General features: G+C 72.6%; 22 protein-coding genes and 1 riboswitch. Of the genes, 5 read left to right on the top strand and 17 right to left on the bottom strand.

Going from position 1 to position 26398, the window contains the following annotated elements; all coding sequences use genetic code 11:
- Positions 1 to 281: 281 nt before the first annotated feature.
- Positions 282 to 1706, bottom strand: coding sequence for a DUF1254 domain-containing protein (locus OJ254_RS21435; RefSeq protein WP_265363619.1), 1425 nt, complete (start codon positions 1704 to 1706; stop codon positions 282 to 284).
- Positions 1707 to 1961: 255 nt separating this feature from the next.
- A complete protein-coding gene (locus OJ254_RS21430) occupies positions 1962 to 3554 on the bottom strand; it encodes a DUF1254 domain-containing protein (RefSeq protein ID WP_265363618.1) in 1593 nt (530 codons plus the stop codon).
- Between the two features lie 536 nt (positions 3555 to 4090).
- Here OJ254_RS21430 and OJ254_RS21425 point away from each other — a divergent pair.
- Positions 4091 to 5077 carry a helix-turn-helix domain-containing protein gene (locus OJ254_RS21425; protein WP_423836031.1) on the top strand — a complete coding sequence of 329 codons (987 nt, stop codon included), beginning with the start codon at positions 4091 to 4093 and terminating at the stop codon, positions 5075 to 5077.
- Positions 5078 to 5225: 148 nt separating this feature from the next.
- Here the strand turns inward: OJ254_RS21425 and OJ254_RS21420 are convergent, their stop codons facing one another.
- The 3 genes from OJ254_RS21420 to OJ254_RS21410 all read right to left on the bottom strand — a co-directional run bounded on the left by OJ254_RS21420 (position 5226) and on the right by OJ254_RS21410 (position 10003).
- On the bottom strand, positions 5226 to 7352 hold the full coding sequence (locus OJ254_RS21420; protein WP_265363616.1) for a permease: 2127 nt from the start codon (positions 7350 to 7352) through the stop codon (positions 5226 to 5228).
- Positions 7353 to 7605: 253 nt separating this feature from the next.
- On the bottom strand, positions 7606 to 7950 hold the full coding sequence (locus OJ254_RS21415) for a hypothetical protein (RefSeq protein ID WP_265363615.1): 345 nt from the start codon (positions 7948 to 7950) through the stop codon (positions 7606 to 7608).
- A gap of 640 nt (positions 7951 to 8590) precedes the next feature.
- Positions 8591 to 10003 (bottom strand): peptidase C39 family protein, encoded by a 1413-nt coding sequence (locus tag OJ254_RS21410; RefSeq protein ID WP_265363614.1) that lies wholly within the window; start codon positions 10001 to 10003, stop codon positions 8591 to 8593.
- Between the two features lie 202 nt (positions 10004 to 10205).
- On the opposite strand from OJ254_RS21410, the gene OJ254_RS21405 reads away from it, so the two are divergent.
- Both OJ254_RS21405 and OJ254_RS21400 read left to right on the top strand, forming a co-directional pair.
- Complete coding sequence (locus OJ254_RS21405; protein WP_265363613.1) at positions 10206 to 10790, top strand: uridine kinase family protein; 585 nt, start codon at positions 10206 to 10208, stop codon at positions 10788 to 10790.
- A 479-nt stretch (positions 10791 to 11269) separates the two neighbouring features.
- Entirely contained in the window at positions 11270 to 13171 is a 1902-nt protein-coding gene (locus tag OJ254_RS21400) for an AAA family ATPase (protein WP_265363612.1), read from the top strand.
- A 21-nt stretch (positions 13172 to 13192) separates the two neighbouring features.
- Here OJ254_RS21400 and OJ254_RS21395 read toward each other — a convergent pair whose 3' ends face one another.
- From OJ254_RS21395 to ribD, 10 genes are all read right to left on the bottom strand, one after another.
- The gene (locus OJ254_RS21395; protein ID WP_265363611.1) at positions 13193 to 14311 is read right to left on the bottom strand and encodes a hemolysin family protein; all 1119 of its coding nucleotides are present in this window, start codon (positions 14309 to 14311) and stop codon (positions 13193 to 13195) included.
- The gene (locus OJ254_RS21390; RefSeq protein WP_265363610.1) at positions 14308 to 15666 is read right to left on the bottom strand and encodes a hemolysin family protein; all 1359 of its coding nucleotides are present in this window, start codon (positions 15664 to 15666) and stop codon (positions 14308 to 14310) included. The genes OJ254_RS21395 and OJ254_RS21390 overlap by 4 nt, the downstream gene beginning before the upstream one ends.
- A 165-nt stretch (positions 15667 to 15831) precedes the next feature.
- Complete coding sequence (locus tag OJ254_RS21385) at positions 15832 to 16284, bottom strand: PH domain-containing protein (RefSeq protein ID WP_261952632.1); 453 nt, start codon at positions 16282 to 16284, stop codon at positions 15832 to 15834.
- A gap of 44 nt (positions 16285 to 16328) precedes the next feature.
- Positions 16329 to 17177: an ATP phosphoribosyltransferase gene (hisG, locus tag OJ254_RS21380; protein WP_265363609.1), complete on the bottom strand. Its 849-nt coding sequence runs from the start codon at positions 17175 to 17177 to the stop codon at positions 16329 to 16331.
- A gap of 52 nt (positions 17178 to 17229) precedes the next feature.
- A complete protein-coding gene (locus tag OJ254_RS21375; protein ID WP_030412067.1) occupies positions 17230 to 17502 on the bottom strand; it encodes a phosphoribosyl-ATP diphosphatase in 273 nt (90 codons plus the stop codon).
- An 83-nt stretch (positions 17503 to 17585) separates the two neighbouring features.
- Positions 17586 to 18071: a 6,7-dimethyl-8-ribityllumazine synthase gene (gene ribH, locus OJ254_RS21370; protein WP_261952630.1), complete on the bottom strand. Its 486-nt coding sequence runs from the start codon at positions 18069 to 18071 to the stop codon at positions 17586 to 17588.
- Positions 18072 to 18127: 56 nt separating this feature from the next.
- Positions 18128 to 19453, bottom strand: coding sequence for a bifunctional 3,4-dihydroxy-2-butanone-4-phosphate synthase/GTP cyclohydrolase II (locus OJ254_RS21365; RefSeq protein WP_265363608.1), 1326 nt, complete (start codon positions 19451 to 19453; stop codon positions 18128 to 18130).
- 91 nt (positions 19454 to 19544) lie between these two features.
- Positions 19545 to 20201 (bottom strand): nicotinamide mononucleotide transporter family protein, encoded by a 657-nt coding sequence (locus tag OJ254_RS21360; protein ID WP_265363607.1) that lies wholly within the window; start codon positions 20199 to 20201, stop codon positions 19545 to 19547.
- Positions 20198 to 20842, bottom strand: a complete 645-nt coding sequence (locus OJ254_RS21355; RefSeq protein WP_265363606.1) for a riboflavin synthase — start codon at positions 20840 to 20842, stop codon at positions 20198 to 20200. Before OJ254_RS21355 ends, OJ254_RS21360 begins: the two co-directional genes overlap by 4 nt.
- Before the next feature lies 1 nt (position 20843).
- Positions 20844 to 21971, bottom strand: a complete 1128-nt coding sequence (gene ribD / locus OJ254_RS21350; RefSeq protein ID WP_265363605.1) for a bifunctional diaminohydroxyphosphoribosylaminopyrimidine deaminase/5-amino-6-(5-phosphoribosylamino)uracil reductase RibD — start codon at positions 21969 to 21971, stop codon at positions 20844 to 20846.
- A 152-nt stretch (positions 21972 to 22123) separates the two neighbouring features.
- A riboswitch (FMN riboswitch) is annotated at positions 22124 to 22254 on the bottom strand.
- A gap of 188 nt (positions 22255 to 22442) precedes the next feature.
- On the opposite strand from ribD, the gene OJ254_RS21345 reads away from it, so the two are divergent.
- Entirely contained in the window at positions 22443 to 23222 is a 780-nt protein-coding gene (locus OJ254_RS21345; RefSeq protein ID WP_265363604.1) for an SDR family oxidoreductase, read from the top strand.
- Positions 23223 to 23283: 61 nt separating this feature from the next.
- Here the strand turns inward: OJ254_RS21345 and OJ254_RS21340 are convergent, their stop codons facing one another.
- Positions 23284 to 24531, bottom strand: coding sequence for an ROK family transcriptional regulator (locus tag OJ254_RS21340; RefSeq protein WP_265363603.1), 1248 nt, complete (start codon positions 24529 to 24531; stop codon positions 23284 to 23286).
- A gap of 70 nt (positions 24532 to 24601) precedes the next feature.
- Here OJ254_RS21340 and OJ254_RS21335 point away from each other — a divergent pair, with 70 nt between their 5' ends.
- Positions 24602 to 25843, top strand: a complete 1242-nt coding sequence (locus OJ254_RS21335) for an MFS transporter (RefSeq protein WP_265363602.1) — start codon at positions 24602 to 24604, stop codon at positions 25841 to 25843.
- A gap of 42 nt (positions 25844 to 25885) precedes the next feature.
- On the opposite strand, the gene OJ254_RS21330 is transcribed toward OJ254_RS21335, so the two are convergent.
- The gene (locus OJ254_RS21330; protein WP_265363601.1) at positions 25886 to 26374 is read right to left on the bottom strand and encodes an acyl-CoA thioesterase; all 489 of its coding nucleotides are present in this window, start codon (positions 26372 to 26374) and stop codon (positions 25886 to 25888) included.
- Positions 26375 to 26398: the final 24 nt, after the last annotated feature.

The raw sequence follows: 26398 nt of genomic DNA, 5'->3' as shown, positions 1-26398 counted from the left end.
GGCTCTGGTATTCATCCGGGAGCCGAAGCGGAGCACGACCAACGCCCAGGAAACGGGAGTTGGCCGTGCTCTTGCGCTTTCGGGGCCTTTCCGTCGGACGACCCGTCGGACGCCTCCCCCGGGTCACCTCACCTGCGTTCTCTTCGGTTCCTATCCGTTCCCCTCGGAACGCGCCCTGGGGGTTACGAGCGTCAGGACCACCCGGTGATCGGGAAGGGCTCTGTCCCGCGCCGACGCCGTGGAGGGAATCCGACCGATCGCCTCACCCACCGCTGTCCGGCTCACGCCGGTTCGATCTCGCCCGGCCGCCAGCTTCGGTCGAACCAGCTTTCGAGGGGGCCGTAGAGCCGCAGGATGACGAACCATCCCTTGCCGGGGAGCGTCTGGATCCAGTTCGCCTCCCTGCCCTGCGGCGCGGTCGGGCCGAAGTGGATGACCGTGGCGCCGCTGTCCTCGGCCTGCACGGCGTCCGAAAGGCTGTGCACGCTCGGGTAGGGGTTGTCGGTGCGTAGCAGCGACCGGGTCTGGGGGTCGTAGACGTCGACGGCCCAGAAGTCCTTCGCCGGGATGTCCCTGGGAAGGGTGAGCGTGTAGCTCCGTGCACCGTCGAGCCAGGAGCCGGTGGAGTCCTCTGCCGTGTAGGCGTACTGCGAACCGGCCCCGACCGCCGCCGTCGCCATCGCCGGCGTGATCACGATCGCCCCGTGATGGAACACAGCGCGCGCGTCCAGCAGACGCGCGCCCTGCGGCGAGAGGAACTCGTGGCTTCCGGAGGGGAACATGTTCTTCCACGAGCTGCCCGGGTAGTAGTAGGAACCCGGATCGCGCGGTTTGAAGGTCAGCGTCCGCACCAGGCCCGACCCGACCCGCGCGGCGGTGTCGAGGATCGAGCGCATACGGTCGTCCGGCCGGAAGGGCTCGCCCGGCACGATGCCGATCGAGGCCAGCTGGCCCGCGCGCTCGGGGTCGAGCGCCTCGGGCGGCTCCTCCTGAACGATCTCGTCGACCTCCCCGAAGAACGAGAAGTCGTTCGCGGGGATCATGTGGAAGTCCGTGTCGGCGAAGTTGACGAAACGCTGGTCCGGCGGGTCGGCCGCGGCCGAGAGCGGGTACACCCGCGTCCTGAGCAGGCTCTCGACGCCCCCCAGCACGCGGAGCGCCGCCCAGCAGGAGAAGGTCGGCGACCGCGAGACGAAGTAGCCGTCCGGGACGTCGCCGCCGTAGCCGGGCGGCAGGAAGAGGTACTTGCCTCCCTTGCCCCCGTCGGGCCCGGCGATCCCCATGTCGGTGATGTAGCGCTGCCAGAGGTCGTCGACGACGCTCAGCGACCCCTCGGGCACCTCCATCACGGTCGGGCCGTCCCGATCGAGCGCCAGGAAGGTCATTCCGTACGTCGTTTCCGTGTTCGCCGTGAGCACCTTCGGTGCCGAGCTGCACCGCGGGGCCGTGTAGCCGATCGTGTGGGAGTCGACACCGATGCTCCGCAGCCCGCGCCGCATCGCCACCATCGTGGCGCCGGGCAGACAATTGAGGAAGACCTCGATCCCCCGTAGCAGATCGAGCGCGTCATATCCGCGGGTGACCGTGTCGGGCAGCGGCATGCCGTCGAAGAAGTCCATCGGGCCGAAGGCCGTCTCCAGCCGGTCCGGGACGCTGATCGACGCGAGGGTCTCGGCTGATGTGCCCGGGCTGGGCGCATCGCTCACGTGAGGCACCGCGTTCCTCCTCATGGGGTCGTTCCTTCCGTACTGCATGCCGGTCGTTCTTCATGCTGACCGTTGTCGAACACCGCGCCCCGGTGCCTCGGCGGAACGAAGCCCGGCGTCCCCTCCACCGCCGCGGAGGTGACGAAGTCGACGATCGCCCGCTTCGCGGCACCGTCGTTCCAACTCCTCAGCGGGCCCGTGCTCATGGCCACCTCACGTCCGGACCTCGTGCCCGCGGCTCATCGCCGCGCGACGTCAGTCCACCGCCTCGATCTCGCCCGGTCGCCAGGTCTTGTCGAAGAACGGCCGCAGGGGGCTGTAGAGCCGCAGGACCACGAACCACCCCCGGGCCGGCGTGGTGCGGATCCAGTTGCCCTCCGGCACGCCGTCGGGCCGGCCGGGCCCGAAATGCACCGTGGTCGTGCCGTCCGCGTCGGCGACCGCGGCCGGGCCCGGGTAGGCCTGGCTGCCGGCCCGTGGGAACCGTTGCGGGGTGTCGATCATCGACCGCGTCTGGTTGTCGTAGACGGTGACCGACCAGAACCGGGCGGCGGGAACGTCCGGCGGGAGCGACAGACGGTAGTGCCTGCCGCCGTCGAGGGGCCGTCCGTCCTGGTCCGCGAACGAGAACACGTACTGCGAGCCGACTCCGATCAGCCGCGTGGCGAACGTCGGACTGATGCCCACGGCCAGGTACCACCACCAGGACCGCAAGTTCAGCTTCCGGGCACCGCTGCTCGGACGAGGTTCGAGGCCGCTGTCGGTGACGTCCGCGGGCGGGGTCATGAAGTCGTAGCCGGACGCGAGCAGGCCGTTGACCCACTGGGAGGACGTGCCGTAGAAGTGCGCCCCCTCGGCCGGGCGCGGACGGCATGCGAGGGTGCGTGCCGTGGCGTTCCCGACCGCGGCCGCCTCGGTGAGGATCTTCCGCATCCGCGCATCCGGCTGGAAGGGCCGGTCCTTGACGATCCCGACCGCGGCCAGCGGACCGGCGATCTCGGGATCGAGCGCCTCGGCCGGCTGATCCTGGACCAGCTCGTTCGCGAAGTCGAAGTACGTCTCGTCCGCGGGCGGCACGGTGTTCACGGGCAGCCCGGAGCCCTCAACGAAGCGCGGCGGGTCCGCCCTTCGGAGTGCGGCGGTCCAGGTCTCCGCGGTCCACGGCAGCGGCGGGGCCGTACCCCCGGTGACGATCTCCGCGACACTCGTTCCGTACAGGCCGGGGACGTAGCGGTGGATGCGCAGCCGCTCCTTGACGCGCTCGACCGCCGGCTTCGGGTCGTCGCCCTCCAGGAACGCCCGCCCGCCCAGGATGAGCCGCGTGGTGCGCACTCGGTACGTGAAGAACCCGCCTTCGGGAAGCGGGCCTCGATATCCGGGCGGTACGAAGAGGTAGGCGCCGCCGGTCCCGCGATCGGGTCCGGGCATGCCCGGGTCGGTGACCCAGCGGAACCACATGTCATTGACGAAGCTGAGGGCGAGGGGCGGCATCTCCACCACCACGGGCCCCTCCGTCAGGTCGAGGAACGCCGCGAAGTAGACGGTGTCCGCGTTCCCGGTCAGCAGCAGCGTCTTGGCGTCCATGAACTCCGGGAATAGCAGGACGTCGTGGTCCCTGACCCCCGCCGCCAGGAAGCCCTTGCGGGCCGCCCACGCACTGACACCGGCGTACGCGTCGAGGAACCCCCGGACGCCGTGCAGACGGTCCAGGTGGTCGTAGAGGCGGTCGGCGGTCTCGTCGGTGGGCACGCCCAGGGGGAATTCCAGCGTGCCCAAGTACGTCTCGACCTGCTCGGGCGTCGAGAGCGACTCCATGACCTGTGGTGAGATCGGTGCGGCTCTCTGCAAGGACTCGCTCCGTTCTGGGGAGAGGGCGTCCTTACGACCATGGGCCTCACCCACCGCGGACCACCACCGCACCTAGTCCGTCGGAGGGCCTTCCAAGTCGAGCGGTGGCCGGTTCGGCTCGCGGCGGAGGGCACGGCGAAACGACACGGCATCCTCCAGGACCGGCGCCCGGAGGGATGCGGACCGGGGGCGGGCGTCCGCCCGTCGCCATACGGTCGACGTATGCGGTCGATCCAGCGCACGTTCGCCGAACGCCACGTAGCCGGCCAGGGGGCGCCGGGGCCGTCGCCCTCGTGACCACGGGCCCCGATCGTGCTCCCGGCGTACCCAGCGGCGTCAGGGCTCCGGGCCCCGAGGAGAGGGGGAATTACGCTGGCACGGAAGCACTGCGCGGTCGCCGGAGAGCAGTGGCGGTCTCCGGCTCTCCGCCCGCTCCGCGGGGAGCCGCGTGGTCTGTTGTCGCAGGGAGCTCCGCTTCGGGCATGCCGTGCAGGTGGCAGGGCGTGCTCGCGGCGGGCGAGAGGGGGAATGGGTTCATGCTCGACGAGATGGAGTTCCGGAGTGACGACGTGGCTCCGGCGGACCGGTTCGACTTCTGGCGTGAGCAGGTCGCCGGGAGTTTCATGCCCATGGAAGTTCTCACTGACCATCTGACCGACTTCGCTGTCTCACAGCGCATTCTGGAGCTCGGCGCCGTGCGCTTGCGTACGACTGAGCACACGCCGATGACGGTGCGGCGCACCGCGCAGCTGGTCCGGCGGTCCGACCCGGAGTACTACCACCTGTCCCTCGCTACCAGCGGGATCACGAAGGTCATCCATCCCGGCGGCGACGCATCGTACGGCGTGGGTGACCTCATCCTCATGGACACCTCACGCCCCCATCACGTGGAGATGGGCAGCGGTGAGAGCCAGGATCAGGTACGGGGGACGGGAGTCTTCGTCCCCCGGGGGCTACTGCCCCTGCCGGCGAAGGGCGTCGAGAAGCTCGTCAACCGGCGGATGTCGGGGCGGGAGGGCGTCGGTGCCCTGCTGGCCCAGTTTCTCACTCAGGTGTGCAGGGACAGCGGCTCCTACCAGCCCTCCGACGGGCTCCGGCTGGGGACGGTGGCCCTCGACCTGGTCTCCGCGCTGCTCGCCCACGCCCTCGACGCCGAGGACGCACTCGCGCCGGAAACCCGTCGGCGTGCCCTGCTCCTGCGCGTCCAGGGGTTCATCCAACAGCGCTTGTCCGAACCCGACCTGACACCCAGTACGGTCGCAGCTGCCCACCACATATCCCTCAGCTACCTGTACCGCGTCTTCGAGGACGAAGAGGTCACCGTCGCCGCCTGGATCCGCCGCCAGCGCCTCGAACGCGCCCGCCACGACCTCGCCGACACCGCCCTCCGTCACACCCCCATCCACACGATCGCTGCGCGCTGGGGTTTCCCCCGGGCGGCCGACTTCACCCGCGCCTTCCGCACCGCCTACGGCATGCCGCCCACCAACTACCGGAGTGAGACTTGCCAGGCGGATGAGTAGACGGGATCCCGGACGTCCGCCGGATAGGAGCGGCGGCTCGGGAGTTCGCTTGCTCACCGGCCGCGGCAGTGTCAGTCTTCCGCCGGCTGCCCTCGCCGAGCTGCGCGGATGGCACTCCGTCCGCCCTGGACGCCGAGCGTCGCGGCCATCAGGGCGCCGCCGCACAGTGCGGCGGCGAGTACCCACCAGGAGTACGTCCCGTCCCCCAGCACGGCGGCCAGGAACCCGCGTGCCAGGCGGTGACGGCGACCGCGATCACCGTCGATACCAGCAGCGGGACGGCCAGGTGCCAACCGGCCGCCGCCCGGAGGGCGGTGGGACTGCCGGTCAGGGCGGCGAGCGGCGCAAGGGTGTGCCGGACCCGCGCGAACTCCGCGGCTGCGCTGAAGCCGCCGGCCAGCAGCAGGAAAGCGAGCCCCGGCGATCCGAACAGTAGGACCCAGTTGTTCAGCCGGGTCTTGGTGCCGGCGCCGACCAGCCAGGTCTCTCCCAGGGCCTCGACGTTCACCGCCGGAATCAGCGCGTACGCCGCTCGCTCCACCTCGGCACGTGGGGCCGGACCGTCGCTGATCACCAGCAGTGAGCCGCGCAGCCGGTCGAGACGCAGCTCGGCGGGCGCGGCCTGGACGCGCAGCCCCGGCCCGTACCAGTCGCGGATTTCCGTCACGCGCGGGTCGCGGCCGGTGGCCGCCTTCGGCGTGGCGGGGCACCCGAGGCCGAGCAACCGCAACGTACGGCAGGAACCTTGGAGAAGCGCCCCCTGCTCGTCGAGGTCCATGGTCAGGCCGAGCACGTGGGACCCCGCCGGCAGGGAGCGGGACAGGGTCTCGATCAGCGGTGGGCGGAGGTCACGGCTCTGGACGTTGAGCACGCCCTCTCCGGTCCGGGCCTCGGTAGCGCGTGCCGCGGCCGCTTGCTCGCCGACATCACTGTTCGCTATTTGGAGTTGGCAGACGAGACCGAGCCCGATGATCAGGGCGACGAACGGCCGGACCGCGACGCCGGGGTGCGCGACCGTCCACCGCCCTCCGATCATTCGACCGGGGCGGCCGGTGCGGTGCCCGTATGCGGCGAGCTTCGCCCCGAGCGCGCGGCTCGCCACTGTGGCCACGGAGGGCAGCAGTGCCCACATGACGACCGTGCCGCCGATGAAGGCGCAGAGGCCGGGCGCCCGGACGAGGTACTGACTGAACGCGACGGCGGCGAGGCCCAGACCGCACCCGGCCACCCGCCACCGAGGAACCGTGCCGGCCGGTGACCGGCGTCCGTTTACGGCGCCCCGGCGTTCGGGGCGGGGGACAACGGCCACTGCGACCAGGGTGACGGTGAAGGACAGGGCCGGTGTGGCGAGCATCCAGGGCCATGCCGACCGCAGATCGCCGCCGTTCAACAGATAGCCGGTGCCGGGAAGCCGGAGGTCGGTGGCCATCGCGGCGAGCATCAGGGGCACCGCCAGGGCCGTTCCGACGGCGGTGGGCCGCACGGCCTCGCCGATGCGGACCGCCACACGGTGCGGCCGGGCCCCTCCCGGCACCGGCGACGGGCCGCCGCGGCGGCCGGGGACCGGGGAGCCGGCCCGCGCGGCGACGACCAGCAGCGCCAGTGTCGGCACGCCGGTCAGCGCCCCCAGGGCGAGCAGCGCATGGGCGAGCGGGCGGGTGTAGAGAGAATCGCCCATCGGGTAGCTCTGCCCGAACCCTCGCACGTACGACCAGGATTCCCGTTCGTGGGGGTCCGGTGCGTGGGACGGCCCGACGTACGCGAGGCGCTCCGAGGGGGACACGAGACCGGACCTGCCGATCAGACCCGCGTAGTGGCCGTACCGGCTGGTGATCCCCTCGTGCCGGCCCGCCCGGACCAGCTCCGGCGAGAGCATCACCTCACCGGGAGCCGGCCAGCGGGTCAGGCCCGGTGGGGGCTGGGCCCCGTGCTTCAGCGGGCGGAGGTAGACCACGCTGTGCGGGACCTTGTCGACGGTGTCGAAGCCCTCCCGCCACAGCCCGACTGCGTCCCGCTGCCGTTCGGTGATCACGGGGCCGCGCGCCTGGTTCCGTGCCGCCCGCCCGTCGTAGGTGGCGATCGTGGCGACAGCCGCCAGGGCGACGACGGCGACCGCCGCCGAGGCGACGCACAGTGCCCAGAAGCGCAGCCACCCACCGCTGCCACCGCGCCCGACGGCGCAACCGGTACGGACCCACTGCCGGCACAGCCGTACGCCGCGCCGCTCCGGCGTGGCGGCGTCCGCGCGGGATGCCCGGCCGGCGACCGTGCTCATATGCGCACCCCGTTCGGCCCGTTCATCGGGTCCGCCCGCTCGGTGTCCGCCGCCGGTGAGCCCGGACCGACGTCCAGGTCGACTCCCTCCCACAGCGCCCGCCCCGCCGCCGGCGGAGACCGGCCGCCTCAAGGACGGCCGGTTCTCCCGCTCTCACCATGGTTGGCTCCCTCATCGTCACCCGGGTTCGTAAAAACAATCGCCGGGCCGGCCGTCGCGCGGCCGGCCCGGCACAGGAGAACCAGGTCAGTTCTCAGGGGGCCTTCCATCCGGAGCAGTCGTCAGGGGCCCAGTCGTTCTCGTCGCACGCCTGGAACTTGATGATGCGGGACCCGCTCCCGGAATACGCGGTCGTGTTGGGACCGTTCTTGTTCCACAGGGTCCGCTTGGTGCTGGGGCTGGCCTTGCGTTCGTACTCCGCCTTCACCGGGTCGCCGTCATGACTGGAGTCCTTGACGGCGATCCGCCCCGCGTCGCCCGCCGCCGGGGTCCACGCGGTGGCACCGCCCCCCTTGGCGGAGGTCGCGACCGCGCTGGTGGTGGGTACCACGAGCGTGGCGGCGAGCAGCGCTCCGGCGACAAACTGGAGTTTCTTCATTCCTCTTCCCCCTTCTTCATGAAAAGGCTCGGGAAAGCCTCGACTTGGTCGCAGGCGATTCCCTTTCTGAGCGGGCAACCTGCAAGGCAGCGCCGCATTCTTCGACAACCGACCCGTTACGTCGCCGACCCCCGTTTACCCGGAGGAGCAGTGCACCTCGGACGCGGCAACGGATCCGTCCGGCCGTCTCCATCAGAGTGCCGGGAAGCCAACCAGGTGTCGTTAGCGCTGGTTCCACAGCCCGTTGGCACTGCTTCCACTGCATCAGGGGCGGTCCAGCCTCGCTCGGACCACCGTCGCAGCCTTCGTCATCCGCAGAGCCGAGTCCTACGGCCGCGGGCCCCGTCCTTGCGCTCCTTCTCGGAGTTCGGCGCCTGCGGGTTGACCCAGGGCAGTGTCATTTCACGCGGGGGAACTCTGCGAGGTGCCTGCGCCACCGGCTTGCCAGCGGCGGCCGAAGTCATCGCGTGAGGCACACTCCGCCTCGGTGCACCTGAACGCTGGGGAGAGTGTCGTGGCAGTCCCGAACTGGCTGGGTCACGCCGATCCCGACGCGTTCTCCCGGATTCTCCCCAGGTTGTCGAAGCGGCCTAAGGACAGGACCCGGACCGCGCGTGCAGTCCGGGCCCTGCCACCTCTTTCAGCGCACTCCCACAGAGGCAAGTGCACGCCTCTGAACTGCGGAAACACGGGCCGGGAAGTAGAGGTAACAGACCCCTCCCGAACCGCTCTTGACCTTGCCGTTTGCGTCGTACCGCTTCGTCCGCAGCCAGATGTTCTCGAACTGCCGGCGGCGGTAGATGTGGCGGACGGCCTGGTCGTCGGGGGAGGCCGGGTCGTTGGCGATGACGTCGCCGTCCTTGGTGAAGCCGATGACGGTCATCAGATGGCCGGCGGTGCCGTAGCCCGCGCCGTCGAGTTCGGTCTTCAGGAAGGACTGGGAGGTGATGACCGGGATGCCGGCGTGCACCAGGCGTTCGGCGTCGTTGAGGGAGGAGAGGCGGGTGACGACGGCCTGGAGGTCGTGGTACGTGGCGGCGTAGGCGGCGTTGAAGGGCCAGTTGCCGCAGCCGTCGTACTGGTAGTCGAAGGTGTAGCGGGCGGCGTGGCAGACCTGGGGGTCGGCGTAGTCGGGGTTGACCCAGGAGAGCTGCTGCTGGGTGGGCCGGCGGCCCCAGTACTCGATGATCATCTGGGACGAGGTGGGGCTGCACCAGGCCTCGCCGCCGTTGTCGTACTGCGGGTACTGACCCTTGTGGATCTCCTGCGAGTAGCGCGGGACGACCAGCTCGCGGCCGGCCTGGGTGGGCGTGGACGCCGGCACCTCGAAGCGGTCGGGGAGGTCCGAGCCCATCGCGCCGAGCCGCCAGACCGTGGGGGTGAGCGGGGTTCCGGGCTTGCGGTGGAGGGTGAGGCGGAGGCGGTACGAGGCGAGGCGGAGGCCGCCGGCGGGGTCGTCGACGGCGAAGGTGTCGGTGGAGATGCTGCTTCTGCCGTCCTTCTGGCCGTCGACGGAGGTCCGCCGGATGTCCGCGTCGCCGTCCCCGGCCGTCCAGTGGCCCATGACGTACCAGGGCGTCGCGGTGCCGTCGCTGTAGGCGCCCCGCAGTTCGACGGTGATCCAGGTGCCCGGCGGGGTGTGCGCGTTCCAGGAGGCGACGACCTCGGTGGCCGGGACGTCGAGAGCGTGCACCGGGGAGGTCCAGGTGGCGTACTCCCAGGCGGCGGTCCGGCCGGTGTGGGGGTCCTTGTAGTCGGCGGTGCCGGCCGGGCGGGCGATGCGGACGCCGGGGCGGGGGCCGTGCGCGACGGCGGTGCCGTCGGCGTGGCCCCGGCTCCAGTCGGCGGCGGTGGTCCAGGCGTGATAGTCCACGAGGCTCTTCGATCGGCGCGCGGTGGTGTCGGCGGTGGCGTCCCGGGCCGCCGTCCCGGCGGTGCCCGCACGGCTGCGGGGTTCGTCGGCGGCGTGCGCCAGGGCCAAGGGGGTGGCGGCGCCGGCCGCCGCGGCGAGCGCGGCGGCCAGGACGGTGCGCCGGGGCGCGGAGCTGGTCATATGGAGGTCCCCCAGTCGGATGCGTGCGATCGGGTGGGCGGGCCGGGCCGGGGCGGCGGGCGGGCCCCGACGGACGGCAGTGGCTCAACTATTGCTGTTCCGGACCCGCTTCGGAAGGCGCTGCGGCGCGCGTCGCCCGGGGAATATTGGTCCACACCAGTGGCATGCGGGAGGGCGCCGGACCGGGGCGTACGCTGGCGCGATGGTTCACGATCTGGCCCCGCTCGCCGCCCGGCTGCGTACGTTGCCGCCCGCCTGCGGACCGGTGCGGCTGATCGCGGTGGACGGCCACGCCGGCTCGGGGAAGACGACCTTCGCCGAGCGGCTCGCCGGGGCGCTGGGAGATGCCCCGGTGGTGCACACCGATGACCTCGCCACCCATGAGGAGCTGTTCGCGTGGGACGAGCGGTTCCGGAGCCAGGTGGTGGAGCCGCTGTCCCGGGGCGGGACGGCGCGGTACGGGGTCTACGACTGGGTGCGCGGGGAGTTCACCGAGGAGCGTGCGCTGGCGCCCGCGCCGGTCGTCCTGGTCGAGGGCGTCGGCACCGGACGGCGGACGCTGCGGCCGTATCTGAGCTGCCTGTTGTGGATGGAACTGACGCGCGAACATTCCTGGGAAAGGGGGCAACTCCGGGACGGGCCGGGCCTATCGGCGTTCTGGAGTGGCTGGATTCCGGCGGAGCGCGCGCACTTCGCAGCTGATCCTTCGCGCCCCTATGCCGATTTTCTGGTGCACCAGGGGAAGTTGGGGTACGAGGTACGGATGGGGCCCACATCGGCACCTTGATCGGCCCCGTGTTTCACTCTGCGTAGCAGACCGCGGCCGGCAGGGGGCGCACCGACGACGGGGTCTTGCCGAGTGCCCCAACTCGGCTTGACCTGGGGGGCGTACAGGACTTACGTTCTCAATGTGCGGTTCAACGGACCGCCCGCAGATGCGAAGCCCCCGGTTGTTCCCCCGTGATCGGGGGCTTCGTTCTGCGTAAAACCACCTCGCGCCACCGGCGTGCGCCGCCTTCCCGGTTACCCTGGGTCATCGCATTCTTCGCGCCGCCGCGCCGTACCGTCGTCCGCTCTTGCCCCGTACCGCCCTCTACGGCCCATGCCGTTCCCGCAGGTACCATGCGGGTCTGTGCCACCGCAGGCCACGCACCGGAAGCCGCCGCGGCGAGGGTCAACTCCCGTACGCCGCACGCCGGTTCGGACGGGCTCCCGCGGCGGGCACCGGCCCGGCGGCACACACGGGGGACGCTTTGTGGGGGACGGATGGATTTCGGAACTCAGGGTTCGCCCGCCCCGGCCGAGCTCGCCTGGCTGCGCGCGGTCGACGCCTACACCGTGGGCGCTTATCCGCAGGCGGAGGAGGAGTTCCGGGCGGCGGTACGGCTCGATCCGTCGATGGCCGATGCCTGGCTGGGACTGCACGCGCTGCGCGCCGACACCTCCATCGCCCTGCTGCGGATGCACCGCCACCGCGACCGCTTCGGCGAGATGCGCAGCCGGCACCGACGCACCCTCAACTCCTGGTACTGGCTGGGCTGGTGGGTGCAGCCGGTGCTGGAGACCGGCCGCGACCTGCTGCTGGCGCACGCCTCCCACTGGCTCGACGGCCGGCACGTCGCCGAGCTCGACCAGGCGCTGGCCGGCTGCCCACCGGTCGACACCGACCCGCAGGTGCGTTTCCTGCACGCCTGCCGGTCCTATCTCGTCAAGGACTGGGACCAGCTCGTCCGGCACACCGACCCGCTGCTGGGCGATCCGGTACTGGGCATCGAGGCCGGGCTGTTCGGCGGGATGGCGCGGGTGCGGCTGGAGATGTACGGGCAGGCCGAGCCGCTGCTGTCGGCCGCGCTGATGCGGTGCCGCAGCGAGCAGCCGCAGCGCAAGGAGCTGCGCTACTGGCTCGCCCGCGCCCACGAAGGCACCGGCCGCAGTGCCGCGGCGCTCCCCCTCTACCGTGCGGTGCACCGGGTGGACCCGGCGTTCATGGACACCGCGGCCCGGCTCGCCGCGATCGCCGAGGTGGACGGGCTGGACGAGGGCTCCGACCTGGCGGCGGTCTCCGCGTCCGGGTTCGGCCAGGAGGCCGGCGGCGACCTGGACCCGCTGGCACCGCTCGATCCCGTCGACGGCCGGGAGCTGCTGGCGACCGGCGAGGCGGACGGGCCGGACGGTGATCCGCTCGGAGATCCGCTGGGCGCCGCCCCGGCCGGTGGCGAACCGGCCGCGGCCCGGGCCAAGGCCGCGGTGCCGGGACCGCGCGGCACCGAGCGGCTGCCCGCCGGGCCGGCCGATCCGGTGCTGCTGGAGAAGGCGCTGGCGGAGCTGGAGCGGATGGTCGGCATGGAGCCGGTCAAGCGGCAGGTGCGGGCGCTGTCGGCCCAGCTGCGGATGGCGCGGCTGCGGGCGGGCCAGGGCCTGCCGGTGCAGCCGCCGAAGCGGCACTTCGTCTTCTCCGGGCCCTCGGGCACCGGCAAGACCACCGTCGCCCGGATACTCGGGCGGGTCTTCTACGCGCTGGGGCTGCTCGGCGGCGACCATCTCGTCGAGGCCCAACGCGCCGATCTGGTGGGCGAGTTCCTCGGACAGACCGCCGTCAAGGCCAATGAACTGATCGACTCCGCGCTGGGCGGTGTGCTCTTCGTCGACGAGGCGTACAGCCTGTCCAACTCCGGTTACAGCAAGGGCGACGCCTACGGCGACGAGGCGCTGCAGGTGCTGCTCAAGCGGGCCGAGGACAACCGGGACCGGCTGGTGGTCATCCTCGCCGGCTACCCGGAGGGCATGGACCGGCTGCTGGCCGCCAACCCGGGGCTGTCCTCGCGGTTCACCACCCGGGTCGACTTCCCCAGTTACCGGCCGCTGGAGCTGACCGCCATCGGTGAGGTCCTGGCCGCGGAGAACGGCGACCACTGGGATGCGGAGGCCCGCGACGAGCTGTGCAGCATCAGCGGCCATGTCGTCGACCAGGGCTGGATCGACGAGCTCGGCAACGGCCGCTTCCTGCGCACCCTCTACGAGAAGAGCTGCGCCTACCGCGACCTGCGGCTGTCCACCTGGCAGGGCACCCCCACCCGCGACGACCTCGCGACCCTGCGGCTGCCGGACCTGATGCAGGCGTACGGCGAGGTGCTGTCGGGGCGGGGGCCGGAGTCACCGGGCTTCTGACGCGGGCGGGGGTGTCCTTCGCTAGCGCGCCATGGCCCGGTCCTCCGTGGGCCGGGACGTCTCGTCGCGGGGTTCCGCGAGCCGGTCGTGCGGGGTGCGGGAGGCCGGGGTCCGGCGGTGGGCCGGGTCGCGGACCTCGCCGACCAGCATTTCCAGCACGTCCTCCAGGGCGACCAGGCCGAGCACCCGGCCGCTGGGGTCGGCGACCGCCGCCAGGTGGGAGGCGGCCCGCCGCATCGCCGTCAGGGCGTCGTCCAGGGGCAGCTCGGCGCGCAGCGTGGTCATCGCGTGCCAGATCCGCTGCGGCACCGCACGGTCCCGTTCCTCCAGGTCGAGGACGTCCTTGACGTGCAGATAGCCCATGTAGGCGCCGCCGGGGGCGCACACCGGGAAGCGGGAGTAGCCGGTGCGTACGGTCAGCTCCTCGACCTGGCGGGGCGTCACCGTCGGCTCGACGGTGATCAGCGCCGCCCGGTCCAGCAGGACGTCCGTGACGGGGCGGCTGCCCAGCTCCAGGGCGTCGGAGAGGCGCTCCTGCTCGGCCGGTTCCAGCAGGCCGGCCTGGCCGGAGTCCTCGACCAGATGGGTCAGCTGCTCGCTGGTGAAGACCGCCTCGACCTCGTCCTTCGGCTCGACCCGGAAGAGCCGCAGCACCCCGTGGGCGCAGGCGCCGAGCAGGGCGGTCACCGGACGGCACAGCCGGGCGAAGGCCACCAGGCCGGGGCTGAACCACAGGGCGGTCTTCTCGGGCGCCGCCATGGCCAGGTTCTTCGGGACCATCTCGCCGATGACGAGGTGCAGGAAGACCACCAGCGCCAGGGCGATGACGTAGCCGAGCGGATGGATCAGGGCGGCGGGCATCCGGACCGCCTCGAACAGGGGTTCCAGGAGCCGGGCGACGGTCGGTTCGGCGACCGCGCCGAGCGTCAGGGAGCAGACGGTGATGCCGAACTGCGCGGCGGCCATCATCTGCGGGAGGTTCTCCAGACCGTGCAGCACCCGGCGGGCCTGCTTGGAGCCCTCGTTGGCCAGCGGTTCGATCTGGGAGCGCCGCACCGAGACCAGGGCGAACTCGGCGCCGACGAAGAAGCCGTTGGCGAGCACGAGCAGCACCGCGAACAGCAGCTGGGCCAGGGTCATCGGGCCACCTCCGCACCGGCCGCGACGGGCTCACGGGTGACCGGCGCCGCGGGCGCGGTCCGGACGATCCTTATCCGCTCGGCGCGGTGGTGCGCGACCAGCCGCACCCGGAGCCGCCAGCCCTCCAGTTCGGCGGTGTCGCCGGGGGCCGGGATCCGCCCGAGTATGTGTGCCACCAGTCCCGCCACCGTTTCGTACGGCCCGTCGGGGGCGTCCAGGCCGATCCGCCGCAGGGTGTCCACCCGGCATCCGCCGTCGGCGTCCCAGGCGGGGCGGCCCTCCTCGGCCGGCGCCTGCCCGAGTTCGGGCAGGTCCACCCGGTCGTGCTCGTCGCGGACCTCACCGACCAGTTCCTCGATGATGTCCTCGAGGGTGACCACGCCGGCGGTGCCGCCGTACTCGTCCACGACGACGGCTATCGGCTGTTCGCTGCGCAGCCGCTCCAGCAGCGGCTGCACCGGCAGCGTCTCGGGCACCAGCAGCGGCGGCACCGCGATCCGGACCGCCGGGGTGCGCAGCCGCTCGTCGGCCGGGACGGCCAGCGCGTCCTTGAGGTGCACCATGCCGACGACCTCGTCGAGCCGGGTGCGGTAGACGGGGAAGCGGGACAGGCCGGTGGCGCGGGTGAGGTTCACCACGTCCTCGGCGGTCGCGGACGCCTGCAGGGCGCTGACCCTCACCCGCGGGGTCATCACGTTCTCCGCGGTCAGGTCGGCCAGCGAGAGGGTGCGGACGAAGAGGTCAGCGGTGTCCTGCTCGATGGCGCCGGCCCGGGCGGAGTGCCGGGCCAGCGAGACCAGTTCGCCGGGGGTGCGGGCGGAGGCCAGTTCGTCGGTCGGCTCCACGCCCAGGGCGCGGACGAGCCGGTTGGCGACGGTGTTCAGCAGGGTGATCACCGGCCGGAAGAACCGGGAGAAGCGCCGCTGCGGACCGGCCACGAAGCGGGCCACCGGCAGCGGCTTGGAGACCGCCCAGTTCTTGGGGACGAGCTCGCCGACGACCATCTGGACGGCGGAGGCCAGCAGCATGCCGAGGACGACGGCGATGCCGGGGACCGCGCCCTTGGGCAGCCCGGTCGCGAGCAGCGGGCCGGACAGGACGTCGGCCAGCGCGGGCTCGGCGAGCATACCGACCACCAAGGAGGTGATGGTGATGCCCAGTTGGGTGCCGGAGAGCTGGAAGGAGAGTTCGCGCAGTGCGGAGACGACGGTGCCGGCGCGGCGGTCGCCGTCGGCCGCGGCCCGTTCGGCGTCCGCCTTCTCGACGGTGACGAGGCCGAACTCGGCGGCGACGAAGAATCCGTTGGCGAGGATCAGGACGAGGGCCGCGGCGAGCAGCAGCAGGGGGCCGGTCATGCCGCCGCCCCCGTGGTATGCGGAGGGGCGGCGCAGGTACTACAGGACGATCCGTCCATTGCCGGAGGGAGTCACTCCTCGGGTCGGGTTGAGCCCACGAAGGGGCGGGACGCGGGGTGCGTCCCGGAGAACAGAGTAAACAGCGGGGCCCGTGTTAGGGCAGGCTCACCCGGCCGTGTGGTCGAGCGCACCGTGCTTCTCGGTGAGGTCACGCAGCGCACGGGCGTCACGAATTGCCTGATTTCGGGCGATACCGGGCTGGATGCCCATGGCGGGCAGGCTGGTGCCGTCGGCCAGGTCGAGATGGACCCAGGGATCACCCTGCCGGAGGTTGACCCGGACGATCTGGGCCCAGGCCAGTTCGCGGCGGGTGGTGAGGTTGACGACCGTGACGCCCTCCTGCCGCGCGACCACCTTGGGGCGGCCGAGCAGCAGGAGGACGGCACCCACCAGCAGTCCGGTGACGACGAAGCTGATCCGCTCGCCGCCGGTCAGCTTCGGCAGCGCCAGCGCGATCGCCGTGAGAGCGGCGAGCTGGGCGGTGCCGACCGCGTACAGCACGACCCGGGTGCGGGTCGGGCGGAACGTCACCGGGAGGCTGGGCAGGGGCGCGGACACGTCGTCGGTCTTTTCGTCGGTGGGGTGGGGCGATACGGGGCCGGTCAGAGCCGGCAGGCGTGGATGCCGGTGGTCAGGATCGCCCGGGCGCCGAGGTCGTAGAGCTCGTCCATGATGCGCTGGGCGTCCTTGGACGGGACCATGGAGCGGACCGCGACCCAGCCCTCGTGGTGCAGCGGGGAGACGGTCGGCGACTCCAGGCCGGGGGTCAGGGCGACGGCCTTCTCGACGTGCTCGACCCGGATGTCGTAGTCCATCATCACGTACCGGCGGGCCACCAGGACGCCCTGCATGCGGCGGAGGAACTGGCGCACCTTCGGGTCGTCGTCCGGGGCTCCGGTGCCGCGGATGACCACGGCCTCGGACTTCAGGATCGGCTCGCCGATGATCTCCAGGCCGGCGTTGCGCAGGGTGGTGCCGGTCTCCACCACGTCCGCGATGATCTCCGCCACACCGAGCTGGATGGCGGTCTCCACCGCGCCGTCGAGACGGACGACCGAGGCGTCCACGTTGTTCTCGGCGAGGTGCTGCTGGACCAGGCCCGCGAAGGAGGTCGCGACCGTCATGCCGCCGAACTCGCTGACGTCCTTGGCGGTGCCGGGGCGGGTGGCGTAGCGGAAGGTCGAGCCGGCGAAGCCGAGCTGGAGAATCTCCTCGGCCGGCGAGCCGGAGTCCAGCAGCAGGTCGCGGCCGGTGATGCCGATGTCGAGCTTGCCGGAGCCGACGTACACCGCGATGTCGCGGGGACGCAGGAAGAAGAACTCGACCTCGTTCTCGGCGTCGACCAGGACCAGTTCCCTGCGGTCCTTGCGCTGGCGGTAGCCGGCCTCATGCAGCATCGCCGACGCAGGCTCGGACAGTGAACCCTTGTTGGGGACAGCGATGCGCAGCATGAGAGCGATTTCCTTTGCAGCTGAGGGAGTTGGGGTGGGTACCTGGGGTGGTTCAGAGGTGGGCGTAGACGTCGTCGAGGGAGATGCCCTTGGCGACCATCATGACCTGGAGGTGGTAGAGGAGCTGGGAGATCTCCTCGGCGGCGGCCTCGTGGGATTCGTACTCGGCGGCCATCCAGACCTCGGCGGCCTCCTCGACGACCTTCTTGCCGATCGTGTGGACACCGGCCTGCACCAGCTCGGCGGTACGGGAGGTGGCGGGGTCGCCGGTGGCGGCCTTCTGCTGGAGCTCTGCGAACAGCTCCTCGAACGTCTTCTTGGACATGATGGTGACTACCCTACGCGGTGATGTCACAGCGGCGCGCAGCGCCTCGGCCGAAGGGTGGTGGCGGGAGACGGGCGGGCCCCTCAGCGCCAGGGCTCCGACACGGTGCGCAGGGTGGCGGCGGTGGCGACCGCGGCGGTGACCGCTTCGTGCCCCTTGTCCTCGGCGGAGCCCTCCAGGCCCGCGCGGTCCAGCGCCTGCTCCTCGGTGTCGCAGGTCAGCACGCCGAAGCCGACCGGCACACCGGTGTCCACCGAGACCTGGGTCAGGCCCTGGGTGACGCCCTGGCAGACGTAGTCGAAGTGCGGGGTGCCGCCCCGGATGACCACGCCGAGCGCGACCACCGCGTCGTAGCCGCGGCCGGCCAGGACCTTGGCGACGACCGGCAGCTCGAAGGTGCCGGGGACCCGCAGCAGGGTGGGCTCGTCGATGCCGAGTTCGGTCAGCGCCCGCAGCGCGCCGTCGACCAGGCCGTCCATCACCTTTTCGTGCCACTGCGCGGCGATGACGGCCACCCGCAGGTCGCCACAGTTCTTCACGGTCAGTTCGGGTGCGCCCTTGCCGCTCATGGTTCTCCTCGTACGGGTGGTGGTGCCGGTTGGTGGTGACGTAACAGGTGGGGGAATTACTGGTTGTGGCAGGTGCCGGCGTCGGCAGGGGGCGCGGCGTCAGCCGCTCCGGTGGAGCCGGTGCTTGCACCAGGGAGCCAGGGCAGGTCGTGGCCCATGCGGTCGCGCTTGGTGCGCAGATAGCGCAGGTTGTGCTCGCCGGCCTGGACGGGCATCGGCTCCCGGCCGGTGACCTCCAGGCCGTGCCGCACCAGGGCGGCGGTCTTGTCGGGGTTGTTGGTCATCAGGCGCAGCGAGCGCACGCCCAGGTCCTTGAGCATCTGCGCGCCGGCCGCGTAGTCGCGGGAGTCGGCGGGCAGGCCCAGTTCGAGGTTGGCGTCGAGGGTGTCCCGGCCGCGCTCCTGGAGTTCGTAGGCGCGCAGCTTGGACATCAGCCCGATGCCGCGTCCCTCGTGGCCGCGGAGGTAGATCACCACGCCGCGGCCGGCGTCGCTGACCCGCTGCAGCGAGGCCTCCAGCTGGGGGCCGCAGTCGCAGCGCAGGGAGTGGAAGATGTCGCCGGTCAGGCACTCGGAGTGGACCCGGACCAGGACGTCCTCGCCGTCCCCGAGGTCGCCGGCGACCAGCGCGACGTGCTCGACGCCGTCGACGGTGGAGCGGTAGCCGTACGCGGTGAACTCGCCGTGCGCGGTGGGCAGCCGGGTGGCGGCCTCGCGGCGGACGGTCGGCTCGGACGAGCGGCGGTAGGCGATCAGGTCCTCGATGGAGATGATCGCCAGGCCGTGCTTGCGGGCGAACGGGACGAGCTCGGGCAGCCGCAGCATCGCGCCGTCCTCACCGGCGATCTCGACGATCGCGGCGGCCGGGCGCAGTCCGGCCAGCCGGGCGAGGTCGACGCCGGCCTCGGTGTGGCCGTTGCGGACGAGGACGCCGCCGGGCCGGGCGCGCAGCGGGAAGACGTGGCCGGGCCGGACGAAGTCGCCGGGGGTGGAGTCGCCGGAGGCCAGCAGGCGCAGGGTGGTGGCGCGGTCCGCGGCGGAGATCCCGGTGGAGACGCCGTGCGCGGCGGTGGCGTCGACGGAGACGGTGAAGGCGGTCCGCATCGACTCGGTGTTGTGGTCGACCATCTGCGGGAGTTCCAGCCGGTCCAGCTCCGGGCCCTCCATGGGCGCGCAGATCAGTCCGCGGCATTCGCTCATCATGAAGGCGACGACCTCGGGGGTGGCCTTCTCGGCGGCGATGACGAGGTCGCCCTCGTTCTCGCGGTCCTCGTCGTCCACGACGACGACCGGGCGGCCGGCGGCGATGTCGGCGATGGCCCGCTCGACGGGATCCAGGACGAGGGCGTCGTCCGCGTCGTACCAGCTCTTGAGGGCGGTCATGCTCGTGCTCCCTTGTTCGCTTCTCCGCCTGCGCGGCGCAGAGGTGCCGCCTTCGTTGTTGTCTGCGACCCGGCGGCCGCGCACACGTCGCTCACGAAAGTGCTCCTTCCAGGACGGGGCGATCTGCGGTAGCGCGCGAGCGCAGCCACCAGTCGCGCATGCCCCACACGACGAGGGCGAGGTAGACGACGTAGACGAGGCCGGAGAAGGCGAGGCCGCTGCTGAAGGCGAGCGGGACGCCGACCACGTCGACCAGCAGCCAGGCGAACCAGAACTCGACCAGGCCGCGGGCCTGGGCGACCATCGCGGCGAGCGTGCCGACGAAGATGTAGGCGTCCGGCCAGGGGTTCCAGGACAGTTGCGGGAGGAGGGTGAACAGGCCGCCGACGGCGGCGGTGCCCAGGGCGGTGCCGGCGAGCAGCAGTCCGCGCTCGCGCCAGCCGGCGAAGCGTACGGCGATGGAGCCGTCCTGCGCCTGCCGGCGGCCGCGCTGCCACTGCCGCCAGCCCCACAACGCCACGCCGATGACGAGGAGTTGCTTGCCGACGCCGCCGCTGAGGTGGGCCGAGGCGTAGGCGGCGACGAGGATGAGGCCGGAGAGGAACTGGGCCGGCCAGGTCCATATGGAGCGCCGCCAGCCCAGCGCCAGGGCGACCAGGCCGATGGTGTTGCCGATCATGTCCGACCAGATGACGTGCTGGCCGAAGGCCGTGAACGCCACACCGTTCAGCGGGTCGAGGACGCTCACCGGTCCATCTCCTTGATCTCTTCGATGTCGTGGAGGTCCGCGGCGTCCGCGGAGCCCCGGCCGAGCAGCCGCTCGACGTACTTGGCGAGGACGTCGACCTCGAGGTTCACCGGGTCGCCGGCCTGCTTGATGCCCAGGGTGGTCAGCGCGAGGGTGGTCGGGATGAGGCTGATGGTGAAGTAGTCGTCGGCGGCCTCGACGACGGTGAGGCTGACGCCGTCGACGGTGATGGAGCCCTTCTCGACGACATAGCGGGACAGCGCGGCCGGCAGCGCGATCTTGACGATCTCCCAGTGTTCGGCGGGGGTGCGCCCGACGATGGTGCCGGTGCCGTCGACGTGGCCCTGGACGAGGTGTCCGCCGAGCCGTCCGCCGAGCGCCATGGGGCGCTCCAGGTTGACCCGGGAGCCGGGGGCCAGCGCGCCGAGGCTGGAGCGGTTCAGGGTCTCGGCCATCACGTCGGCGGTGAACGCACCGTCGGCGGTGTCCACGACCGTCAGACAGACGCCGTTGACCGCGATCGAGTCGCCGTGCTTGGCGTCTTCGGTGACGACGGGGCCGCGCAGTCGAAAGCGGGACGCGTCGCCGAGGTCCTCGATGGCGACGACCTCTCCCAGTTCTTCGACGATTCCGGTGAACACTTCAGTTCTCCTCGGGGAGGGCGGGGCGGAGGGGCGTGGCGGTGATGCGCAGATCGGGGCCGAGCCGTCGGGTGTCGGTCACGTCGAGCCGCAACGCCTGGGCGAGGGTGGTGATTCCGGCGTCGCCGACGGCGGCCGGGCCGGCGCCGAGCAGCACCGGTGCGAGGTAGCCGACGACCTTGTCGACGGCCCGGGCGGCGAGGAAGGCCCCGGCGAGCGTGGGCCCGCCTTCGAGAAGGACGGAGCGGACGTCCCGCTCGTACAGGGCTTTCAGCAGGGCGGGGATGGACAGGCCGGGCCCGCCGGCGGCGCGCGGCAGCCGGACGAGCGGGGCGAGTCCTTCGAGGTGGGTGGCGTCGGCGTCCTCGGCGACCGCGATCAGGGTGGGTGCGGTGCCGTCCAGGACGCGGGCGCCGGGCCTGACGGCGGTGGCGCCGGAGTCGACGACGACCCGCAGCGGCTGACTGATCTCGTCGTCGGTGAGACCGCTGATCCGGGCGCCGAGCTGCGGGTCGTCGGCGCGGGCGGTGCCGGAGCCGACGATCACCGCGTCCGCGGCGGCCCGCAGCCGGTGCACGTCGGCGCGCGATTCGGGCGAGGAGATCCAGCGGCTGGTGCCGTCGGCGGCGGCGATCCGGCCGTCGAGGGTGGCGGCGTACTTCCAGAGCACGAAGGGGCGGCCGCGCAGGACGGCGGTCAGCCACGCCTCGTTGCCGGCCGCGGCCTCGTCGGCGAGCAGTCCGCCCTCGACGTCGATGCCGGCCTCGGCCAGGGTGACGGCGCCGCCGGTGGCGGTCGGGGTGGGGTCGGAGACCGCGTAGACGACCCGGGCGATCCCGGCGTCGATCAGTGCCTGGGCGCAGGGGCCGGTGCGGCCGGTGTGGTTGCAGGGTTCGAGGGTGACCAGGGCGGTGCCGCCGCGGGCCCGTTCGCCCGCGGCGCGCAGTGCGTGGATCTCGGCGTGCGCGCCCCCGGCGCGCTGGTGCCAGCCCTCGCCGACGGTGCGGCCGTGGGAGTCCAGGACGACACAGCCGACCACGGGGTTGGGGCTGGTGTGCCCGAGGCCGCGGGCGGCGAGCTCGATGGCTCGGCGCATCGCCGCGGTCTCGACGGGGGCTGCGGTGGCCACCGGGTCCTCCTGCCTCTTCGGGCACGGACTCCGGGGCTGTCTGGAACGACAGGAAGCGGAACGACGCAACGGGGACACCGCGCCGGAAAAGGAAGCGCCCGTCCGGATACGACCGGACGCGCCGCCGACGGCGGTGTACCGAAGCTCGCCCGCCGCGCACTGCCTCCCATCCGGACTTTCACCGTCGGTGCAGGAATTTCACCTGCTCAACCGGCCGCTGGATGCGGACGGGTCGCGGACTGTTACCGCCGGTTCGGAATTACACCGACCCCGGAGTGCGCTGCTGCTCTTATGTCAGTACGGATTCAGTCTGCCACGGCCGATCCTCGCCCATGCGGGCGAACCGCTGTGGGCTGTCTCACAGCGTCCGGCGCGCCGCGGTGTCACGAACGCAGGCGGCTGCTCCGTCATGAGGGGACGGTACGCACCCGGGGACGCGGTTGTCCCCCCGCACGCAAGGACTGAACGACGATGGCGAGAATTCTGGTGACCGGCGGCACCGGCACGCTCGGCCGGCCGCTGGTCGAGCGGCTGCTCGGCGACGGGCACGAGGTCCGCTCGGTGAGCCGGCGGCCGCACACCGGCACCGAACGGCCGCGGCTGCGGTCCTACGCGGTCGATCTGCGCGAGGGCACCGGCCTGGACGTGGCGCTCGCGGACGTGGACGCCGTGGTGCACTGCGCCTCGACGCCGTCCGGCGGTGACCTGGAGGCGGCCCGGCCGCTGCTCGACGCGGTGGCGGCGGCGGGGGTGCCGCATCTGGTCTACATCTCGATCGTCGGGGTGGACCGGGTGCCGCTCGGCTACTACCGGACCAAGCACGCGGTGGAGCGGCTGATCGAGGACTCCGGCGTGGGCTGGACGGTGCTGCGGACGACGCAGTTCCACGATCTGGTGCTCCAGATGGTCAAGGCGGGTGCCCGGTCGCCGGTGGTGCCGGTGCCGACCGGGATCCGGATGCAGCCGGTGGAGGTCCGCGAAGTGGCCGCGCGGCTGGCCGGGTTGGCGGCCCGGGAGCCCGCCGGGCGGGTCGCGGACATGGGCGGGCCCGAGGTGCTGGAGGCGCGGGAGCTGGTGCGGGCGACGCTCGACGCGGGTGGGCGGCGCCGGCTGCTGGTGCCGGTGCGGGTGCCGGGCAAGGTGGGCGCGGCACTGCGCCGGGGCGAGAACCTCACTCCGGAGCACGCCGTCGGGGTGCGGACCTACGCGGAGTTCCTGGCGGAACGGGCGGGCGGCGGGACGTCGCACTGAGCGCGGGGCCGGGCCGGGCCGTCCGGCGCCCGGGTGCGGCCCCTGTCCGTCCGGAGCGGGTTCAGCCCGCCGGGGCGAACAGCTCGTCCTGCGCCGCGTCCCGTGCGGCGAGGACCGCGCCGCGCAGTACCGCCCGGCCGCCGACCGCGCCGGCCCGTACGTCGGTGCGCAGCGGGGAGAGCCGGGCCAGCCGGCCGGCGACCCGGTCGGCGAGCGCGGCGCCGCCGGCCAGGCCGATCTCGCCGCCGAGGACCACGCAGCCGGGGTCGAGGACCGCGCAGACGGCCGCCGCGCCCAGGGCGACCCGGTCGGCCAGGGCGTCGAGGAAGGCGGCGCCCGCCGGGTCCGCGCCGCGTTCCTCGGCGGTGACCGCGGCGCGGACCAGGGCCTCGGCGGGCGGGGCGTCGGTGGGGCCGGGCCGGCCGGCCCCGTCGCCGGGCGGGGCGGCGAGGCCGTGCTCGGCCGCGAGGGCGCAGAGCGCCGTGGAGCCGGCGAGGGAGTGGAAGCCGCCGTCGCAGCCGGTGGCGGAGGGCAGTGCGCCGGTGCCGGGGACGGGGAGGAAGCCGATCTCGCCGGTGCCGCCCGAGGCGCCGCGCCGCAGCGCGCCGTCCAGGACGACGGCGGCGCCGGTGCCGTGGCCGAGCCAGAGCAGGACGAAGGTGTCGTGGTCGCGGGCCGCGCCCTCGCGCTGTTCGGCGAGGGCGGCGAGGTTGACCTCGTTCTCCAGCAGAACCGGGGCGGCCGTCCGGGTGCGCAGTTCGCCGACCAGGGTGGCGTGCCAGGTGGGGATCCGGTCGGTGCCGCCGAGCCGGCCGGTGGCGGGGTCGACCAGGCCGGGCGCGCCGACCGCGAGGGTGTGCGGCCGGTCGGCGCCGGCTGCGGCGAGCGCCTTGTCGACCACGGCGAGGGCGGTGGCGACGGCCGTGTCGGGGGTGTCGTCCGCGCCGACGGGGGCGGTGCGTTCGGCGCGCACCCGCCCCAGGAGGTCGGCGACCGCGACCGTGACGCTGCGGGTGCGCAGGTCGAGGCCGACGAGGTGGGCCCGGTCGGCGACGATGCCGTAGAGGCGGGCGTTGGGTCCGCGCCGCTGGGCGCCGCTCTCCCCCACGACGGCGATCAGCCCGGCCTGCTGGAGGCGTTCGACGAGGTCGGCCACGGTCGGCCGGGACAGCCCGGTCAGCGTCTTGAGCTGACCGGCCGTCAACGGCCCCTCGGACTGCAGGAGTTGCAGGGCCAGCCGGTCGTTGATCAGCCGGGCGGTGGCCGGGGAGGCGGTGCGGCCGGCGGCTGCCGCGCGCGGTGGATGCATGGCGGGATTCTTCCCTCCGGTCGGACCAACGCCCTTATTATCAGGCAGGGTTCCTGATAATTTACCGCTCATGGCTGGCACCGGCACCCCCGACGGCTCCCTCCCCCTCGTCCCCCCGCTCCCCCGGGGCCGGCTGCGCCGTGCCCGTTGGGCCGTCGCGCTGGTCTTCCTCATCCACGGCTCGGTCACCGGCAACTTCGCCACCCGCATCCCCTGGATCCAGGACCACACCGGCATCTCCCCCGGCCAACTCGGCCTGGCCCTCGCCTTCCCGGCGATCGGCGCGTCGCTGGCCATGCCGCTGGCCGGCCGGATCAGCCACCGCTTCGGCGCCCGGACGGCACTACGCGGCCTGCTCGCGCTGTGGACCCTCTCGCTGGTCCTGCCCGCCCTCTCCCCCGGCCTGTACGCGCTCTGCCCGGCGCTGCTGGTGTACGGCGCGGCCTCCGGCACGGCGGACGTCGCGATGAACGCCCTCGGCGTGGAGACCGAGGACCGGCTCGGGCGGCCCATCATGTCGGGGCTGCACGGGATGTGGAGCGCGGGCGCCCTGCTCGGCTCGGCGGCCGGCACCCTCGCCGCGCACGCCGGATGGGACGCCCGGCTCCATCTCGCCGGTGCCGCGCTGGTGTTGACCCTGCTGGGCGTGGCCGCCTGCCAGGGCGTGCTGGACCTGCGCAGTGCCCCCGAGGAGCATCCGCCGCCGCGCTTCGCGCTGCCGCCGAAGTCGGCCGTGATCATCGGGGCCATCGGATTCTGCGCGGTGTTCGCGGAGGGCGCCGGACTGGACTGGTCGGCGGTCTACCTCCGCGACCGGCTGGGCACGGACGCCGGCCTGGCGGCCGCCTCGACCACCGCCTTCTCCTGCACCATGGCGGCCGCGCGACTGGCCGGCGACAAGGTGGTGGCCCGCTTCGGCGCGGTGCGCACGGTACGGGCCGGGGGCGTGCTGGCGGCGGCCGGCGGGCTGCTGATCGTCGCGGCCCGCCACCCGGTGACGGCGATGGCCGGGTTCGGGCTGATCGGCCTGGGCATCGCGGTGGTGGTCCCGCTGGCCTTCGCGGCCGCCGGGCGCAGCGGTCCGGCGCCGAGCCAGGCGATCGCCGGGGTCGCCACGATCACCTACACGTCCGGGCTGATCGCCCCGTCCGCGATCGGCGGGATCGCCCAGGCCAGTTCGCTGACCGTGTCGTTCGCGCTGGTCACGGCGCTGGCCTGCGGTCTGGTCGTGGGCGCCCGGGTACTGGCCGTCCCGGCCCGCAGGGCCTCGGGCGGCGCGCCCGCGGTGGCGGGCGACCTGGAACGTTCCTGAGCCGGAGCGGTCCCGGTCGCGGCCCGTTCCCGGTCCGGCGGATCAGGCCGCGTCCGCCGCCGTCTCCCGCTCGTCCGTCTCCGGCCGGATCAGTTCGCCGGCGACCGCGCGGGCCCGGTCCGACCACGGCGTGGGCCGCAGTGTGGCGGAGTCGATCCGGACCAGGACGCGGTGGCCGTGCGCGTAGGTCTCGGTGCCGTCGGCCGAGCAGAGCCGGAAGCCGTAGGTGAGGCCGGTGCGGCCGAGGCGTTCGATCCAGAGGTGGGCGGCGTAGTGGCCGGGGCGGGTGACCGGGCGCTCGTAGGAGACCCGCATCTCCTTGATGACGTTGCACATGTCGCCGGCCGCGGCCCAGTCGCCGTCGAAGCCGAAGCCCTGGCCGTGCCAGTACTCCGCCCAGGCGCGTTCGACCAGCAGCGGGTAGCGGGAGTTGTGGAGCATGCCCAGGGCGTCGAGGTCGTCGAAGTGGACGGTGACGGGGACGAGCCGGCCGTACGGGAGGGCGGCGGGCGGAAGGGCTTCGACGGTCACGGACGGGGCTCCTGGTGCTGTTGC

Origin of the sequence: Streptomyces endophytica (assembly GCF_026153355.1) — a bacterium.
GTDB classification, from domain to species: Bacteria; Actinomycetota; Actinomycetes; order Streptomycetales; family Streptomycetaceae; genus Streptomyces; species Streptomyces endophytica.
This window is presented reverse-complemented; position numbering and strand designations above follow the sequence as displayed.